16 protein-coding genes are annotated in these 17,719 nt (G+C 67.6%); 11 read left to right on the top strand and 5 right to left on the bottom strand.

The window, feature by feature from the left end; translation table 11 throughout:
* Positions 1–3: 3 nt before the first annotated feature.
* Positions 4–2,025, bottom strand: coding sequence for an acetate--CoA ligase (gene acs / locus ACETK3_RS03360; protein WP_373992547.1), 2,022 nt, complete (start codon positions 2,023–2,025; stop codon positions 4–6).
* Between the two features lie 407 nt (positions 2,026–2,432).
* Between acs and ACETK3_RS03355 the strand changes: the two genes are divergently transcribed.
* From ACETK3_RS03355 to ACETK3_RS03345, 3 genes are read left to right on the top strand one after another with little or no spacing between them, the layout of a single operon-like run.
* Positions 2,433–3,908, top strand: coding sequence for a hypothetical protein (locus ACETK3_RS03355; protein WP_373992518.1), 1,476 nt, complete (start codon positions 2,433–2,435; stop codon positions 3,906–3,908).
* Positions 3,909–3,952: 44 nt separating this feature from the next.
* Positions 3,953–4,747 carry an endonuclease III gene (gene nth / locus ACETK3_RS03350; protein WP_373992546.1) on the top strand — a complete coding sequence of 265 codons (795 nt, stop codon included), beginning with the start codon at positions 3,953–3,955 and terminating at the stop codon, positions 4,745–4,747.
* Positions 4,744–5,421 (top strand): CoA pyrophosphatase, encoded by a 678-nt coding sequence (locus tag ACETK3_RS03345; protein WP_373992517.1) that lies wholly within the window; start codon positions 4,744–4,746, stop codon positions 5,419–5,421. The genes nth and ACETK3_RS03345 overlap by 4 nt, the downstream gene beginning before the upstream one ends.
* Before the next feature lie 2 nt (positions 5,422–5,423).
* Here ACETK3_RS03345 and ACETK3_RS03340 read toward each other — a convergent pair whose 3' ends face one another.
* On the bottom strand, positions 5,424–5,612 hold the full coding sequence (locus ACETK3_RS03340) for a DUF1508 domain-containing protein (RefSeq protein WP_142132665.1): 189 nt from the start codon (positions 5,610–5,612) through the stop codon (positions 5,424–5,426).
* A 158-nt stretch (positions 5,613–5,770) separates the two neighbouring features.
* Positions 5,771–7,507, bottom strand: a complete 1,737-nt coding sequence (locus tag ACETK3_RS03335) for a bifunctional 3'-5' exonuclease/DNA polymerase (protein ID WP_237430543.1) — start codon at positions 7,505–7,507, stop codon at positions 5,771–5,773.
* A gap of 346 nt (positions 7,508–7,853) precedes the next feature.
* Here ACETK3_RS03335 and ssd point away from each other — a divergent pair, with 346 nt between their 5' ends.
* The 7 genes from ssd to ACETK3_RS03300 all read left to right on the top strand — a co-directional run bounded on the left by ssd (position 7,854) and on the right by ACETK3_RS03300 (position 13,526).
* Positions 7,854–8,912, top strand: coding sequence for a septum site-determining protein Ssd (gene ssd, locus ACETK3_RS03330; RefSeq protein WP_373992545.1), 1,059 nt, complete (start codon positions 7,854–7,856; stop codon positions 8,910–8,912).
* A 92-nt stretch (positions 8,913–9,004) separates the two neighbouring features.
* Positions 9,005–10,219: a TadA family conjugal transfer-associated ATPase gene (locus tag ACETK3_RS03325; RefSeq protein ID WP_373992544.1), complete on the top strand. Its 1,215-nt coding sequence runs from the start codon at positions 9,005–9,007 to the stop codon at positions 10,217–10,219.
* Positions 10,216–11,016, top strand: coding sequence for a type II secretion system F family protein (locus ACETK3_RS03320; RefSeq protein ID WP_373992516.1), 801 nt, complete (start codon positions 10,216–10,218; stop codon positions 11,014–11,016). Before ACETK3_RS03325 ends, ACETK3_RS03320 begins: the two co-directional genes overlap by 4 nt.
* Positions 11,013–11,612 (top strand): type II secretion system F family protein, encoded by a 600-nt coding sequence (locus ACETK3_RS03315; RefSeq protein WP_236799575.1) that lies wholly within the window; start codon positions 11,013–11,015, stop codon positions 11,610–11,612. The genes ACETK3_RS03320 and ACETK3_RS03315 overlap by 4 nt, the downstream gene beginning before the upstream one ends.
* A 227-nt stretch (positions 11,613–11,839) precedes the next feature.
* Positions 11,840–12,352 carry a DUF4244 domain-containing protein gene (locus tag ACETK3_RS03310; protein WP_373992515.1) on the top strand — a complete coding sequence of 171 codons (513 nt, stop codon included), beginning with the start codon at positions 11,840–11,842 and terminating at the stop codon, positions 12,350–12,352.
* A 176-nt stretch (positions 12,353–12,528) separates the two neighbouring features.
* The gene (locus ACETK3_RS03305; RefSeq protein ID WP_236799573.1) at positions 12,529–12,936 is read left to right on the top strand and encodes a TadE family type IV pilus minor pilin; all 408 of its coding nucleotides are present in this window, start codon (positions 12,529–12,531) and stop codon (positions 12,934–12,936) included.
* A gap of 299 nt (positions 12,937–13,235) precedes the next feature.
* Entirely contained in the window at positions 13,236–13,526 is a 291-nt protein-coding gene (locus ACETK3_RS03300; protein ID WP_336885532.1) for an Rv3654c family TadE-like protein, read from the top strand.
* Between the two features lie 20 nt (positions 13,527–13,546).
* Here ACETK3_RS03300 and ACETK3_RS03295 read toward each other — a convergent pair whose 3' ends face one another.
* Entirely contained in the window at positions 13,547–15,922 is a 2,376-nt protein-coding gene (locus tag ACETK3_RS03295; RefSeq protein WP_236799572.1) for a DEAD/DEAH box helicase, read from the bottom strand.
* A 71-nt stretch (positions 15,923–15,993) separates the two neighbouring features.
* Positions 15,994–16,686: a GNAT family N-acetyltransferase gene (locus ACETK3_RS03290; protein WP_237428917.1), complete on the bottom strand. Its 693-nt coding sequence runs from the start codon at positions 16,684–16,686 to the stop codon at positions 15,994–15,996.
* 132 nt (positions 16,687–16,818) lie between these two features.
* On the opposite strand from ACETK3_RS03290, the gene ACETK3_RS03285 reads away from it, so the two are divergent.
* Complete coding sequence (locus tag ACETK3_RS03285; RefSeq protein WP_236820452.1) at positions 16,819–17,715, top strand: rhodanese-related sulfurtransferase; 897 nt, start codon at positions 16,819–16,821, stop codon at positions 17,713–17,715.
* Positions 17,716–17,719: the final 4 nt, after the last annotated feature.

Here is a 17,719-nt window from a genome sequence, read left to right as displayed (position 1 = left end):
GTGTTACTTTCTGAGCGACTGGGCGATCTGCTGCATGATCGTCGGGTCGGACAGGGTAGTGGCATCACCCGGGTCGCGGCCCTCTGCGACGTCCTTGAGGAGGCGGCGCATGATCTTCCCGGAGCGGGTCTTGGGCAGTTCGGGCACCACCAGGATGTTCTTGGGCTTGGCGATGGGTCCGATCTCCTTCCCCACATGGTTGCGCAGTTCCTGGACGGTGGCGTCGCCGTTGTTCACGGCGTCACCGCGGAGGATGACGAACGCGACGACGGCCTGGCCGGTGGTTTCGTCCGTGGCACCCACGACGGCGGCCTCCGCCACGGCGGGGTGGCTCACCAGTGCCGATTCGATCTCAGTGGTGGAGAGCCGGTGCCCGGAGACGTTCATGACGTCGTCCACGCGCCCGAGCAGCCAGATGTCGCCGTCCTCGTCCTTCTTGGCACCGTCCCCGGCAAAGTACATGTTCTCGAACCGCGACCAGTAGGTGTCCTTGAACCGCTCCGGGTCACCCCAGATGCCGCGGAGCATGGAGGGCCACGGTTCCCGGATCACCAGGAAGCCGCCGTGCCCGTTGGGCACCGATTCGCCCATTTCGTCGACCACGTCCACGGCGATGCCGGGCAACGGCACCTGCGCCGATCCGGGCTTGGTGGCCGTGACGCCGGGCAGCGGGGCGATCATCTGGGCTCCGGTTTCGGTCTGCCACCAGGTATCCACGATGGGGGCTTTGTCGCCGCCGATGACCTTGCGGTACCACATCCAGGCCTCGGGGTTGATCGGTTCGCCCACCGAGCCCAGCACGCGGAGCGAGGAGAGATCGTACTTCGCCGGAATCTCCGAGCCCCACTTCATGAAGGTGCGGATAGCGGTGGGGGCGGTGTAAAGGATGGAGACCTTGTACTTTTCCACGATCTCCCACCAGCGGCCCTGGTGCGGGGAGTCCGGGGTGCCTTCGTACATCACCTGGGTGGCGCCGTTGATGAGCGGCGCATAGGCGACGTAGGAGTGCCCGGTGACCCAGCCGACGTCGGCCGTGCACCAGTACACGTCCGTTTCCGGGTGCAGGTCAAAGACCGCCCTGTGGGTGTAGGCGGTCTGCGTGAGGTAGCCGCCGGTGGTGTGCAGGATGCCCTTGGGTTTGCCGGTGGTACCGGAGGTGTAAAGGATGTACAGCGGGTGCTCGGAGTCATGGCCCACGGCGCTGTGCTCGGCGGACGCGGTCTCCACGGTGTCGGCCCACCAGTGGTCCCGGCCTTCCTTCCAATCCACGTCCTGGCCGTTGCGCTTGACCACCACCACGTTCTGCACCGTGTGGCCATCGTGCGCCAGGGCGTCATCCACGGCCGACTTCAGCGGGCTCGGCTTGCCGCGGCGGTAGGTGCCGTCTGCGGTGACAACGAGCTTGGCCTCGGCGTCGTCGATCCGGGAACGCAGGGCCTCGGCGGAGAAACCGCCGAACACCACCGAGTGGACCGCGCCGATCCGGGCGCAGGCCAGCAGCGTGATGACGGCCTCCGGGATCATGGGAAGGTATACCGCCACCCGGTCGCCCTTGGCCACGCCCAGGGATTCGAAGGCGTTGGCTGCCTTCTTCACCTCTTCCGTCAGCTGCGCGTAGGTATACGTCCGGGTGTCCCCGGGCTCGCCCTCGAAGTAGATGGCAACCCGGTCGCCTTTGCCGGCTTCGACGTGCCGGTCCAGGGCGTTGTAGGCGGCGTTAAGCTCACCGCCGACAAACCACTTGGCGAACGGTGGATCGGACCAGTCCAGTGCCTGGGTGAAGTCCTTGCTCCAGGTCAGCAGCTCCCGTGCCTTCTTGGCCCAGAAGGCGGGCCGGTCAGTACTGGCTTCGCCGTACTCTGCTGCGGTGACAACGGCGTCCGCTGCGAATTCCGGGCTGGGCGGGAAGGCCCGCGTCTCGCTCAGCAGGTTTTCGAAGGCGTCGCCCTGGTGGCCCTGCTGGCCTGCCGGCTGGTCGGAAGCGGACGGAACGGTGGCGGTGGAGCTGGGAGTGTCCTGGGACATGTGAACCTCATCATTCATCGATCTTTGCCGCGCGGGATACCGCCACCGCAGGGCCCGCCGCTCGCACGGCGCTGGGCTCCAGCCGGGACGGACATACCGCAAAGAGCTGTTCCGAAACCAAGCCTAGTGCTTGCCGCCCATCCTCTGTGCGCCCCGTCACAGAAGTGCCAGCGAGCGGCATTTTTTAAGCGGTGAATGGCGTCTTGATCGCTCCGGCGGCGCTCCCGAAGGCTCGCCTCAGCTAGTGATCAGCTTGGCTGTTGACTAGGCTGAGATGGAATTGTGACTTCACTTCGGACCACTCCGGCAACGTGCTGATCGCGCAGCGCCGGGCCGGAACCGCATGTCAAGACGGCACAGTTTTCGGGGCCTCAAGGACCCGGTGCCGCCACGCTAAGGAGAGCAGAATGAACCAGCAGAGCTTCGGCCAGCGAAGGGCCCCGGACACCGATGCGGGGCCCGGAGGCTCCGGAACAACGGCCGGGGGACCGGGGCAGCCAGCTGCTGCCGGCAGTGCCGCCAAGGGACAGGCTGCAGGACAAAAGGCCGGTGCCGGAAAGCTGGATCCCCAGGCCAACCAGGCCGTGCTCGGTCCGTTCACCGTGCGTGACCTGGCCGTCTTCGCCGGTACCCTGATCCTGTTTGTGGCGTCCCTGCTGCCCCTGTTCGGTACCCGGTACAACCTGTGGAACCTGAACAACCTGTTCTTCCTGGGATTGGGCATCATCCTGCCGCTGATCACCAGTGCCCTCTTTGCCGCCCGCCGCCTGGCCCCTGCCACGAAAATCCGGGTTGGTTCGCTCTCGATCGACCAGTTCGCGTCCGTGGTGGCCTCCTTCGCGGTTGCCTTCTTCTTCCTGTCGGTTGCCGGCGGCTACGTGGCCAGCCTGTTGGTGGGACTGATCGGTTCGCTCGTCCTCTTCGCCGCCACGGTGCTGGGCCGCTTCCTGCCGTACCTCTCGGGCGACTTCAAGGACCGGCCCGAGGCACCGGCGCACCTCGTGGCACGCGACGCCGCGGTCCCGGTACGCAAGCCACGCGCCCCCAAAGCACCCAAGCTGGAAGCCGGCTCCAACCAGTCAAAGGGCGGCCTTAAGAACGCCGGCATCTTCGGCGGTGCGGGTGCAGGCTCCTCCGCCGTCCAGCCCGGTTCCTCTGCCCAGCCCGGTTCCTCTGCCCAGCCCGGGTCCGTTAACCAGCCGGTGCCCTCGGCCCAGCCGGCCAGTCCTGAGCCTGTCCGGTCAAACCACACGCCTGCCACCGCTGCAGTCCCCGTTGCCACAGCAGGAGGATCGGCCGCTGCGGCTGCCGGTGCCGGGAGCAGCAGCACCCCGGCTTCCACCCCGGATGCCGGCGCGGCCACTTCCGGCGCCGCAGCCGCCGGCGCGGCACCTGCCAGCGCTGGAGGCGCTGCCTCCCCGACGCCCGTCTCAACCGCCCCGGAAGTCTCCGACCGGATCCCTGAAGTGGAAGCCGGTCCGCCCACCCAGGCAGCCGACGTCGTCCGCCCTGCCTCTGCGCCGGCCGCCGAGGAGACCCAGTACGCAGACGTCCCCGCAGCCAATGCTCCGCAAGCGGCCTACGAGCCGCCGGCCGCCACCGCCGTCCATCAGCAGGTCCGCGCCGAGCAGCCCATCGGCGCAACCGTGGACCCGGCCAGCCGCCATGACGAAAATGACGGCCAGCCGATCCACGAGGCCTTCTGGTTTGCGGTTGCGCAGCACCGCACAGCCTTCGATCCCCGCACTGGCGCCCCTGCCTTCGTGATCGAACCCGGCGGCTGGGTCCTGGCACTCGAGGACCGCGGCCACGAGTTCCTGGTCCAGCACACCGACGGGCGGCTGGGAGTCCTGCGCGACCTCAGCAACATCGAGCGCGGCTGACGCCGGTGGCCGGGGTCCGCACCAAAGCCGGCCAGGCCGCCGGGATGCCGGTGGTCTCGTCCGAATCAGTCCTGGCGCTGAAGCGGCGGGCACGGCGCATCCACCGGGCCCTGGCCGAGAAATACCCTTACGCCCACGCGGAACTCGACTTCAGGAACCCGTTCGAACTGCTGGTGGCTACCGTCCTGTCCGCCCAGACAACCGACGTCACCGTCAACCAGGTCACCAAAGTGCTGTTCGCGCGCTACCCCAACGCGCGTTCGCTGGCCGAGGCGGATCCTGCCGAGCTTGAAACGATCCTCAAGCCCACCGGGTTCTTCCGCGCGAAATCAAGGAATGTCCTTGCCCTGTGTACCCGCCTGGTGGACGACTTTGACGGCGAGGTCCCGGGCCGGATGGAGGACCTGGTCACGCTGCCGGGGGTGGGGCGGAAAACGGCCAATGTGGTGCTCGCGAACGCCTTTGGTGTTCCGGGGATCTCGGTTGACACGCACTTCGCCCGCCTCGCCAAGCGGTTCGGGTGGACCCAGTCCGAGGACCCCGTGCAGATTGAACAGGACGTGGCCGAACTGTTCGAGCGCAAGGACTGGACCATGCTGTCCCACCGGGTCATCTTCCATGGCCGCCGCGTCTGCCATGCCCGCAGGCCCGCCTGCGGTGCCTGCCCCGTCGCCAACTGGTGCCCCAGTTACGGGCTGGGCGAGACTGATCCCGACAAAGCAGCCAAGCTCCTCAAATACGAACTTGCGCCCGGCAGCGAGGAATTGCTGGCGCAGTACCTGGCAGAGGAACACCGGGCCGCGGAAATCCGGATGGCCTCCCAGCTGAGGACACCGTGAGCGCACGCGAAGACCTGGCTGAGCTGATCAGGAGGGCGGAATCCGGAACGGCCGGGCCTCCCCACCCCCGCTGGGCCGCGCTCACGGTGGATGCCGCACATGCCCGCAGGGCCGCTGTCCTGATGCTTTTCGGTGTCCTTGACGACGTCCCGGCGGAGTCCGGCAAGCCATTGGCGCCGGCTGACCTGGACGTTTTGCTCCTCGAACGCGCCCACACCCTGGGGTCGCATCCAGGGCAGGTTGCGTTCCCCGGCGGCGGCATCGACAGGGGAGAAACCGCAGTGGCCGCGGCACTCCGCGAAGCAGAGGAGGAGACCGGACTGGACTCAGGCGGGGTTGAGGTCCTGGGCACGCTCCAGGAGCTTGGCCTGGCACACAGCAACTTCCTGGTGACGCCGGTGCTCGGGTGGTGGCATTCCCCGTCTCCGGTCCGGGTGGTGGACTACGCCGAATCCGCGCAGGTTTTCCGCATTCCCGTCCGCGACCTGCTGGATCCGGACAACCGGGTCATGGCCACCGTGCACCGGGCAGGCCGCACCTTTGACAGTCCTGCCTTCACCGTCAACGGCGTAGTGGTGTGGGGCTTCACCGGCATTGTGCTGAGCGGCCTCTTCGACCAACTCGGCTGGTCGGTTCCGTGGGACCGGAACCGGCTGCATCCCATGGGAGTCTAGTTTCAGGCCTGCTGGCGCAAGTCCACCACGATTCCCGTGGCGGCGTTCTCACGCATGGCATTGATGCCATCGCGGAGCAGGCTCAGGGACCGAAAGGTTGGCGACACCGCAACCACATTGCCCTCGGCGTCGGTGAGCCGCAACCGGTACGACTCGTCGCCTGCACGGTGGATTTCAAATCTTCCCGCCATGGACGGGGACCTCCCTGGTATGCGTCATTGCATCAGCGTGCGGACCGATCTGCTTCAGTCGCCGCTACGACTGTAACGTCAGTCACCGGACCCGCATAGCTACCGCCGGGTAGATTACTTTGCGTCTCGAACGCAAGCTGTTGACGCGCCGGGGACTGTTATTTCGCGAGGTCGTAGGAGTCAACCACGGCGAGGCTGACCGGAAACTCCACAGGGATAGGACCGAACAACAGTTCCTTCGCAGCCCTGGCCGACTCCTCGATCGCCCTGATGCAGGCGTCGACGCCGTCCGCGGGCGCATGCACCATCACCTCATCGTGCAGGAAGAAGACCAGCTCAGCCAGGACAGCACCGCCACCGCCACCGGTGCCTGGCGTCCGCAAGGTGCGCAGCCGCCGTCGTAATTCCGCCAGCCAGCACGCCGCCCAATCCGCCGCCGACCCCTGGACCACGAAGTTCCTGGTGAAGCGCCCCCGGCTCCGGGCAATGGACTCCGCCCGGCGCTGCTCCTCCGCTGTTGCCGATCGCTGGCTTAGGAACCACCGTTCCGAAGGCGGGGGGCTGCTCCGGCCCAGCCGCGTGGTCACCGTCCCGCCGGCTTCGCCCGCCCTTGCTGCCCTCTCCACGAAGTCCACGGCGCGCGGATAGGTGCGCGCCAGCTGCGGCATGAGCCGACCTGCCTCACCCGAGGTGGCCCCGTACATGGCGCCCAGCAATGCCATCTTTGCCTTGGCCCGGTCGCCGCCGAAACCCTTGGCAGCGATGCCGGCATAAAGGTCCTGGTCCCGAGCCGCCTCCGCCATGGTGGAATCCTGGGCAAGGGCCACCAGGACGCGCGGTTCCAGCTGCGATGCGTCCGCAACGATGAGCTTGTGGCCTGGATCGGCGTGCACCGCGCCGCGGACCTGGCGCGGGATCTGGAGCGCGCCGCCGCCCCGGGACGCCCAACGCCCCGACACCACGCCGCCCACCACATACTCCGGCCGGAACCGGCCGCCGTCCACCCAGGCGTCCAGCCAGGACCAGCCGTTGGCGGTGTGCAGGCGGGAGAGTTTCTTGTACTCCAGCAATGGTTCGATAGCCGCGTGTGTGTACTCCCTGAGCTCCCACTTGCGGGTGCTTTTCACTTCGATCCCGTTGCGGTGGAGGGCACGCATCAGGTCCTGCGGCGAATCCGGGTTGAGCCCGGGAGCCTGGAGCAGGGAGCGCAGTTCCGCGGCCAGCGCTTCAAGCTTTTGCGGCCGCTGGCCGGCCGGCGGGCGCGGACCGAGATGGCTGACGAGGATCTGTTCGTGCAGGTCCTCCCGCCAGGGAACGCCTGCGTGCTGCATCTCAGCAGCCACCATGGCGGCAGCCGACTCCGCCGCGAGCAGCAGCTGAAGGCGCTTACGGCGGTTATCCTCCGTGTCCACCTCCGCCAGTGCGCCCTGCTGGGCAGCGTATTCGGTCCGAAGGTCCTCAAGGGCAACGCCCGGCGGCGGGCCGGTCGCGGGATCATCGAACAGTGCACCCTGGTCGGCCGGGGGACGGGGCGGCAGCAGCGCTTTCGGGGGAAGCACGGGATCCTCCACCGGGGTTCGGTCGGTGTTCCTGGCGTAGTCCGTGTGGGCGCTGAACTGGGAAAAGGCCAGGATGTTGCCGCAGAGTGTGACGTCATAGCAGCGTTCCACTTCCACGCCGGAGGCGAGCAGCTGCGGGTACCAGTCCTGGGTCCGGTGCCAGATCCAGCGGGGCGGCAGGCCGCCCGGGCGCGTGGCTTCGAGTTCGCGGACGACGGCGGCGAGGTCGCTGAGTGCCACCACTTGGGGTTCGGGGTTGGCCGGCTGGGCATGCCCGGCCTGGGTCAGTTCCTGGAGGGCCGCGCCGCGGGGGTGGGCGGCGAGCAGCAGGTACATGCTCCCATTGTGCCCTGTCTGGAGATGACGCAGTTCCGGGTTGTCCACATACAGGATGTGCTCCCTTACCTGGGCGATGGCGCAGGAACAGAGTGGTTCCATGAGCAGGCACCAGTTGAACGCAGCGCCATCCGGGCAGGAAAAGGCGGGAGCTTCCTCCTGGCCGCCAACGGATCCGGCCTCAACACCACCGGAGAGCCCCTTGGCGCCCGGGGATCCTTTGTCCGTCGGGACGAGGGAACGTGGTGCCGCATGGCTTCCGGATGGGGCCGGTCACTATGGGGCCGGGCCATATGGTGCCGGCCGGCACGACGCATCGCTCGCCGGTTCGGGTGCGTCAGTGGCGATGGGTCCGGGCGAGGTACTGCTGGTCACCTCCTCCGGCGTCCTCCGCGCCGAAGTGGAGCGCATTGTGGCAGCCGCCGGCGCCCAGTTGCGCGTCGTCGAGGACGCGGTGGAGGGCGGGAGCTACTGGGACGCTGCATCGGCCGTCCTGGTGGGAAGCGACATTAGGGAACTGCCGCCCCGGCGGAGTACGCCCGCGGTCATGGTGGGCCTTGACGGCGAGGGGGACAGCCTTTGGCATCTTGCGGCTGCTCTGGGTGCCGAACGTGTTGCAGTACTGCCCGACGCCGCCGCCTGGCTGGCGGACCATCTCAGCCGGTCGCGCTCGCCGGGTCCGGGCGGCCTGGTCCTCGGTGTTATTGGCGGCTGTGGTGGCGCCGGGGCCACTACCGCCGCCATCTGGATAGCGCAGGCCGCGGCAGGGCTGGGCGCCCGGGTTCTGTTGGTTGACGGCGACCCTTGGGGAGGAGGACTGGAACTGGCGCTTGCCGCCGAGGAGAGTCCCGGTCTGCGCTGGCCGGACCTCGCCGAGGCTAGGGGAAGCATTGATCCGCTGCAGCTCTCAGATTCCCTCCCGGTCGCCGGCGGCTTTTCCTTCCTGTCCTGGCCTGCCACGCGGGAACCGCCCGCTGCAGTCGCCGCCGCTGCCGCAGCCGGGGTTCTCGACGCCGCGCGGCGGGGATACGAACTGGTTGTCGTCGACGTGGGACGCGGTGCCGAGCCGCTCCACACGGTGGCATGGGACTGCGACCGCATCTTGCTGGTGGTGCCGGCCCAGCTGAAGGCGGCGATGGCGGCCGTACGCCTGCTGCAGGAGCTTCCCCCGGTGGAGGGGGCCCTCCTGGTTAGGGGGCGGACCGGCGCGGCGCTCGACAGTTCCCTGATCGCTGAGGCCTTGGGGCTGCCGGTGCAGGGCCGTATCCCCGAACTGCGTGCTGTCGCCGGGGCTATGGAATCCGGGCGGCTTTTGGACCTGGGTAAGCGGCGGAATGTGCGGCACTTCGGCGGAACCGTGCTCGACTGGCTCGGAGAGGATCTGCAGGCGGGGGTCATGGCGTGAGGCGGGCATCGGGTACTCCGATAACGTCGGCCCCGGAAACCGGCAGGATCCCAGGGGCGGGCGGCCTCGGGGAACGGCGCAGCGCCCGGATCCTGGCAGCGAACCAGGCCGGACACGCCGGGCGTAGCAGGGACCGGGACCCCGCCGGCACCGGCAGGGCCGTGGATTCCGGGCTGCTGGAATCCGTCCGCGAGTCGATGATGGCTGAGGCCGGAGCGGTGACGCCGTCCCGAGTGGCCGCGGCGGTCCAGGCCACGGGCAAATTGTTAGGTACCGCCGGATCGCTCGCAGCCGTGGAGCGGATCAGCGCCGAGCTCAATGGGCTGGGGCCGCTGCAGGAGCTGACGCGCGACCCCGGCGTCACAGACATCTTCGTCAACGCTCCCAACTCCGTCTGGGTGGACCGGGGGCGGGGCATCGAACGCGTTGCCGTCCTGTTCGACGGAGAGGCACAGCTGCGGGCACTGGCCTGCAGGCTCGTGGCTGCAGGCGGTCGCCGCCTCGATGACGGTTCACCCTGTGTCGATGTCAGGCTTGCCGGCGGTTACCGTGTCCATGCCGTGTTGCCGCCGGTATCCACGTCCGGGACGCTGCTGAGCGTCCGGATCCGGAGGGAACGTGTCTTCACCATGGCGGAGCTGGGCTCCGGCGGCATGTTCGTGCCGGGAGTGCGTGCGGTGCTGGAGAGGGTTGTCGCGCAAAGGTTGAGTTTCCTGATCAGCGGGGCTACGGGCTCCGGCAAGACGACCCTGCTGTCCACCCTGCTGGGCCTGTGTTCCGTGGAAGAGCGTTTGGTCCTGATCGAGGACGCGTCCGAACTGAACCCTGTCCACCCACACGTCGTCGCGCTCGAATCACGCCACGGAAACCTTGAAGGCGGCGGCGCGGTGGACTTGGGGGAACTGGTTCGCCAGGCGCTGCGGATGCGCCCGGACAGGCTGGTGGTGGGGGAGTGCCGGGGCGCTGAAGTACGTGAGCTCCTCACCGCGATGAACACCGGGCACAGCGGGGGCGGAGGCACCATTCACGCAAACACGGCAGCAGCCGTACCCGCCAGGCTCAACGCCCTCGGCGCGCTCGCAGGGCTCGGCCCCGAGGCGGTGCGGCTCCAGGCGGCCAGCGCGCTGGATGTGGTCATCCACGTCGGCAGGACGCAGCGGGGAAGGGAAGTCCTGTGCATTGGACTTATCAATGACGGCCCGGAAGGACTAACGGTGGTGCCGGCCGTTGGACAATCGGGGACTCCGGGCCCTGCATGGCCGGCGCTGGCAGCCCGGTTGGGGATGGACCCGGAGGGCGTGTTGTGACTCCTCTCTTCACCCTGGTGCTGTGCGCTGCTGTGCTGTTGCTCCTCAAGCCGCCCCTGGATGCTGCCTCTAGGCTGCGGGCAGCAACCAGGAGCAGTCCCAAATCGCCCGCGCTTCCAAGGATTCGGAAACTGCCGTGGGCCAGGGCGGCCGGCGGAAACGCCAAAACGACGAGAGAGCCCGGCCTGACCCTGGTGGTGCAGCAGCTTGCGGCGCTGCTCAGGGGTGGACGAACACCTGGGCGTCTGTGGGAGGAACTCTGGATGGTCTACGGCGTCCCCAACGGGAACGGGCAGCCGCATTGGGGGCCACTCCACGCCGGCTCGGCGCTCTCAGAGGGATCAGCTGCCGTACTCGCGTCCGCGCGGGCGGCTGCCGCAACGGGAGCTCCCGTAGCCGAAGCCATCCGGCGGGCACTGCCCACAGCCTTCAAGGGCAGGGACAGGGAGGCCCGGACCTGGTCCCAGCTCGCTGCCTGCTTCGACATCGCAGAAGCCAGCGGATGTCCGCTCGCCGACGTGCTGGCGCGCTTTGCGGCCCAGCTCGAAGCGGAGGATGACGCAGACGCGGCGCGGCAAACAGCCCTCGCCGGGCCCAAGGCAACCGTCCGGCTACTGACCTGGCTTCCATTGATGGGTCTTGGACTGGGTGCGGCCCTGGGGGTGGACCCACTGGCCACCCTGCTGGGAACACCTCCAGGACTGGCGGCACTGTTGGGCGGAGCAGTCCTCACGGTTGCGGGGAGGGCCTGGTCCGCGCGACTTGTAGCGGCCGCCGCCGGGTCAGGAACTCCATGAGCACGGGTTTGGGCCCGGGCCTCGCGCTCTTCCTGCTGCTCGCGGCCGGCGCCTGGCTCGCCTGTTCCAGCCATGACCGTTCCCGCCAACGGCTTCGCCGCCTGGCTCCTCCAGTGCCGGGTGCAAAGGCCACCGCTGGGCCCGGAAGCAGTCACGGCAGGGGCCTGAACGATACGGCGATGATGCTTGAACTCGTTGCAGCGATGCTCGACGCCGGGGCCGGGATTGGGCGATCGCTCGAGCTGGTGGCCGCCTCGGCGGCACCGGAGTACCGGGACTCGCTGCGGCCCGTGGTTTCGGCACTGGCCATCGGCGCCGACTGGGAGACCGCCTGGCGCAGCTCCGCCGTCCGCAGCACCGGGATCCTGGAGCTCCGTGATGCCCTGGCGTTCGCAGCCCTCACCGGCGCTCCGTCCTCCGCGATCCTTTATGCCCAGGCCGCAAGGCTTCGCCGCGAGCGGTTCCGGGCCGCGGAAAAGCGGGCTGCCTCGCTTGGGGTAAAGCTGGTGGTTCCGCTGGGCCTGTGCTCGCTTCCTGCCTTCATTTGCCTTGGAGTCGTGCCGGTGCTGCTGGCCCTGGTGCCGTCAGGCTCGTAGCGGGCGAGTGCCGTCAGGCTCCCAGCAGGCCAGTGTCGTCCGGCTACCAGAGTCGATGGTTCCGGCCTGCTTCACGTGCAGTCATTCGTGGCATCTCTTCCTCCACACAGGGAGAGATGCCCGGCTTTTCCACTTAGCGAACCGCTTCCCTTACCGGCTACAGGTACGCGGGGAAGAGTCAAAGGCAGCCGGCAAAGCCACCGGCAAAACAACCGAAAGGAAACCATATGTCCACCAACCACCGCCGTCGTCAGAACGCCAGCTACTCCGCCGGGACCTCAGCGCTCGCCGCTTCCGGACTGCGGCCAGGGCCGCTGCAGTCCGGTCGAGGTGAGGGCCGCCTTCGTAACTCCGGCGGCACCCAATACCCTTCCAGCCCTGCACCGCTCGTGGACGCACCTTCCAGGAAGGCATCGGCCCCAACAGTTTCAGCCCCGACCACGTCCGTCCCTCTGCCAGGCAACGTGGTGGAGCTCTACCCCAATTCAGTGGGGCATGGTTTTGTTGGTCCCCGCTCGGTGGATAGCCGCCCAGTCGTGTCCGGTCCAGCCCGCGCCTCGTCGAAGTCCCCGCGCACCGCAACGCTGATGTTTTCCGAAGCCGGAATGGCAACTGCGGAGTATGCCATCGCCACCCTGGCCGCGGTTGGGTTTGCCGGGCTGCTTGTGTTCATCCTCCGCAGCGATGAAGTTCGGGGTTTCCTGCTCAACCTCATTCGCACCGCCTTGGCGCTGCCGTGACACCAACACCTGCCGTGACTCTCCTTCGTTCCGGCCGACCGCTTCCAACTAGCACCGGCAGCGTGGACTGCAGCCGAGTCGTCAGCAGCCCGGTGTCCGGGGTCGCAGTCGCGTGTTGCCGCATCACCGGCACTAAAGCAGCCAGCGGGAACGGCGGTGGGCATGGAGGCAGGGCATTGAACGCAGTAGTCAACGCACGCGGTGCGGTAACGGCAGAGTTTGCCGTGGCACTTCCTGCCGTGCTGGCGCTGCTGGCCATGCTGCTTGCCGGTGCCGCCGCGGGCATGACGCAGCTGCGTATCGAAGAGGGAGCCCGGGCCGGTGCCAGGGCTTTGGCGAGAGGCGATGACCCGGCAGCGGTGGAACGGACAGTCCGGACGCTTGCCGGCGGCTCGGCGGCGGCATCCGTCTCTGCTGACGGCGGATGGTTCAGTATCACCGTGACGGACCGGGTATCAGGACCTTTAGGATCCGCCATCCCCTGGACCCTCACCGCCCGTGCCACAACGCGCAGTGAAACAGCGGGGACCCGAGTGGGCGGTGGCGTTGGCGGTGGCCTGACCGAGGGCGCAGGGCTCAAATGATGGAGCAAGCCAAGCTACGCCCTGTGGGTAACGCAGGTAACCCGGCCAGTCCGTGCGACAGCGCTCTAACGGGGCAGTGCGGAGGCGGCCCGGCCAGTCCGTGCGACAGCGCTCTAACGGGGCAGTGCGGAGGCGGCCCGGCCAGGCGGTGCAACAGCCCTTCAACCAGGCGGTGCCGCAGGGCCCAGGCCAGTCGGGACCGCCCTGTTCCCAGGCCTGCTACCGGCCGTTGGCGGTGGGGGTTCGACGATAGGAGTGAGCGCGGTTCGGGGACCGTCCTGGCTGCAGGGCTGGCACTTGTGGTCATAACGGCAATGGCGGTCATGCTGCTGCTGGCCCAGTCAGCGGTACTTGCAAGCCGTGCGGCATCGGCCGCAGACCTGGCCGCGCTTGCAGCGGCGGACGCACTTCGCGGCATCAGCAGTGGCGAGCCCTGCACGGTTGCCGCCGAGGTGGCAGCCCGCCACGCGGCAACGGTCCTCGGCTGCACCGAGGGGGCGGGACAAACCATTGAGGTGCGGACCGAGCTTGCGGAGCGCTCACTGTTGGGCGCGGCCACCGGTCGTGCCCGGGCCGGACCTCCACCATAGGAATCGCGGCCTTGCGGGAGTCAGTTCCGGGCTTCCTGTTCCACCGGCACCGCTTCCGTGGCGTCCTTGAGCAGGACATCCAGCAGGGTCACCGCGGCAGCCTTGTCCAGCGGGTTGTTCTTGTTTCCGCACTTTGGCGACTGGACGCAGGACGGGCAGCCCGCCTCGCACTCGCAGGCCTTGATGGCGTCGCGGGTCGCTGCCAGCCACACCATGGCTTTGTCGAATCCCCGTTCGGCAAAGCCAGCCCCGCCGGGGTGCCCGTCGTACACGAAGATGGTGGGCACTCCGGTGTCGGCGTGCAGGGCAGTGGAGACCCCGCCGATGTCCCAGCGGTCGCTGGATGCAACGAGGGGCAGGAGCCCGATTGCTGCGTGCTCCGCTGCGTGCAGGGCACCGGGAAACTGCGCTTCAATCAGTCCGGCCCCGGTCAGCGAACGGTTGTCCACCACAAACCAGACCGCCTTGGTGAAGAGCTCGCGTGCACCCAGCTCAAGCGGCTCCTCCCCGAGGACCTCGTTGGAAATCAGGGCTTTGCGCTGGAAGGAGACAACTTGCGTGGTGACCTTCACATCGCCAAAGTGGACCGTGACATCGCCCCACTGCATGGTCCGCACGGTGTCCAGGACCTCGATCTGGGTCACATCCCGTGCAGTGGTGTAGTAGTCGGGATTTGCCCGGCGCACCATGACGCAGTGGTCGTCCTCGTTCAGGTCCTCCACCACGTAGGTGTCGCCCTGGTGGACGTACACCGCGCCAGTGTGCGCCTGGTAGTGGGTCTGCGGCGAGTCCATCGTTCCCAGGAGGGAACCGGTCTCGGCATCGACGATGCTGACCGGCCCGCCACCGTCGGCCCGGAGATTGACCATGGCGGCGGCGCTCTGCGAGTGGGTCCAGAACCAGCCCGCGGGCCGCCGCCGGAGGTAGCCCTGTGCCACCAACCGGTCCAGGAGCATTTCGGCGGTTCGGCCGAAGAGGTCGAGCTCGGCAGGTCCCAGCGGAAGTTCCGCTGCCGCCGCGCACAGGTGCGGTCCGAGCACGTAAGGGTTGGAAGGGTCAAAGACGGTGGCCTCGACCGATACGTCGAAGATGGCTTCGGGGTGGTTCACCAGGAACGTGTCCAGCGGATCGTCGCTGGCCACAAACGCCGCAATGGCGTCCTGGCCCGCGCGGCCGGCCCTGCCTATCTGCTGGAACAGCGATGCGCGCGTGCCCGGCCAGCCGGCCACCAGGACGGCGTCAAGGCCGGAGATGTCGATGCCCAGCTCCAGGGCGGATGTGCTGGAAACGCCCAGCAGCTGCCCTGAACGCAGGGCTTTTTCCACAGCACGCCGTTCCTCCGGCAGGTATCCGGAACGGTAGGCCGCCACCCGCTGGGGAAGGCTGGGATCCACCTCGTCAAGGAGGCGTTTGGTGATGGCGGAGATGGTCTCGGCCCCGCGCCGGGACTTGATGAAGGCAATGGTGCGGATCCGGGCTGACACCAGGTTGGCCAGCAGGTCCGAAGTCTCCGCAACAGCGGTCCGCCGCTCCTTGGCTCCGTTCTCACCCCGGACTTCGGTCAGCGCCGGTTCCCACAATGCCACGGTGGTGGCCCCGTGAGGCGAACAGTCGCTGGACACCGCCTTTACGGGGGCGCCGATGAGGCGGGAGAAGGAGACATCGGGCTCCGAAGCGGTGGCGGAGGCCGCAATGAACACGGGCTCCGGGAACGCCGTTCCTGCCCCGTAATAGGCGCAGATCCTGCGGAGCCGCCGCATCAGGTTGGCCACATGCGATCCGAACACGCCGCGGTAACTGTGGGCCTCATCCACGATTACATAGCGCAGCCGGCGGAAAAACCCTGCCCACCAGGCGTGGTTGGGAAGGATGCCAAAGTGCAGCATGTCCGGGTTGGCCAGGATGAAGTTGGCGTGGTCCCGGATCCACCGGCGCGCGGCCGGATCAGTATCGCCGTCGTAGGTTTCGGCCCGGACGGTGGGCAGTTTGAGGGCACGGATGGCGTTCAACTGGTCGGCTGCCAGGGCCTTGGTGGGGGAGAGGTAGAGGGTGACGGCGCCGTCGTCGTGGATTTTTCCCGGGTCCGCGAGCACCTGCAGCTCGGACCGGTGGATCGCGTCCAGCGCCGGCAGCTGGTACGCCAGGGACTTTCCGGATGCGGTTCCGGTAGCCACCACGACGTGCTGGCCCGAGTGGGCTGCGTTGGCCGCATCCACCTGATGCAGGTATGGCTCCCGGATGCCGAGGGAGCCGTATGCCTCAGCGATGTCCGGATGCAGCCACTCAGGCCATGGTGCGTGGACCGCCTCCCGCGCGGGGATGGTGTGGACATGACGAAGCTGCTCCGGGTCCGGGCCGCGGCCCAGCAAAGGAATCAGGGAGTCATGGGGGTTCACCCCACCATTCTTTCATCCGGCGCCTAACGCACGGCCAGCGGTTCGCCCACGGAAAAACCGGGCAGCCAGCTTCAGCTCAGCGAGAGGTCCGCGCCCTCGTGGGACGCCGAGAGCATCAGGACCCGCGCTACCGTGGTCCAGCCGAGGTGTGAGTAGAGCTTCTGCCCGTCCGCCGAAGCCAGCAGGAGGCCGGTCCGCACGTCGTGGCCGAAGGCCTGGGCCGCCAGGGCGCGCATGATGAAGCTGCCCAAGCCCCTGCGCTGGAACCGGGGTTCGGTGATGATCTTGTCGAACACTGCGGTGTCACCCACTACGAACACCCTGCCGCTCGCCGCTAGGGCATCTCCGGAACGGACCTCGGCATAGTGGACGCCATCCTGCTCGAAGGTGGACAGGCTCAGCTCATCGTCGGAAAGCCAGGGGTCCTCGGCGTCCTGGGTCTCCATGTCCACGATCATCATCGTTTGCGTGTCTGAGGTGACATTCAGCCCGTGCCGGGCAGCCAGGTCCGCATACCGGGAGGGGTCGTTGGTGAGGACGGTGAGCACGCGGGCCGGGGATTCGGCCGTCCTGGCGGCCAGTGCTGCGAACTCATCGGCCGTGGGTTCGGAGGCGAAGACTTCCCACTCCCCACTTGTGTCGGACCGGAGCACGGAGGGGAAGCGGCCCTCCGTGGAGGTCCGGTAGCCGCGACATCCCGCCCAGCCGGCAACCCACACTTCGAGCAGGCCAGTGATGTCTTCAACCAGGGTTTCCGGACTCATGGGATGAACAATATTCCAGCCCGATCGCCAGCAACAGGGGGTGTGGAAGTGCTTATGCAATTGTGATGAGCACCAGGGCTGGGTTATGCGGGGCAGGCAGGGACAGACAGCCCAGCCGGTACCCTTAAATACGTGGCTTTGAACAAGATTGTGCTCTTTTACGGCTTTACCCCCATCGCCGATCCCGAAGCGGTGCGGCTCTGGCAGCGCGCGCTGTGCGAGAAGCTGGGCCTGACCGGCCGCATCCTCATCTCCAAGGACGGGATCAATGCCACGGTGGGCGGGGAAATCCGCGCTGTTAAGCAGTACGTCAAAACCACCCGGGAATACCCCGGCTTCCGCGGCATCGACGTGAAGTGGTCCGACGGCGGCGCGGAGGACTTCCCGCGGCTCAGCGTGAAGGTGCGGGACGAGATCGTCTCCTTCGGTGCTCCCGGAGAACTCAAGGTGGACGCGGACGGAGTGGTCGGCGGCGGGAAGCACCTCAAGCCCGAGCAGCTGCACGAGCTCGTCGAGGCCAGGAAGCAGGACGGCGAGGACGTGGTCTTCTTCGACGGACGGAACGCGTTCGAAGCGCAAATTGGCCGGTTCAAGGACGCGGTGGTCCCGGACGTGGCCACCACCCATGACTTCATCAAGGAGCTGGACTCCGGCAAGTACGACGCCCTGAAGGACAAACCGGTGGTCACCTACTGCACCGGAGGCATCCGCTGCGAGGTGCTCTCCAGCCTGATGGTGAACCGCGGCTTTAAAGAGGTGTACCAGCTGGACGGCGGCATCGTCCGGTACGGCGAAGCATTCAAGGACCAGGGACTTTGGGAAGGCTCGCTCTACGTCTTCGACAAGCGGATGCACCTGGAGTTCAGCGAGGACGCCAAGACCATCGGTGCGTGCGCCCGCTGCTCCGCACCCACCAACAAGTTCGAGAACTGCTCCAACCCCAGCTGCCGGACCCTGACGCTGTACTGCGCTGAGTGTGCGGCCAGCCCGGAAACCCTCCGCTGCCCGGACGGCTGCGCAGCGGCGTAGCAGA

Origin of the sequence: Arthrobacter sp. E44, from assembly GCF_041877125.1 — a bacterium.
GTDB lineage: Bacteria > Actinomycetota > Actinomycetes > Actinomycetales > Micrococcaceae > Arthrobacter.
Note: the sequence above shows the minus strand (reverse complement) of the source record. Positions and strands in the feature narration are given on the sequence as shown.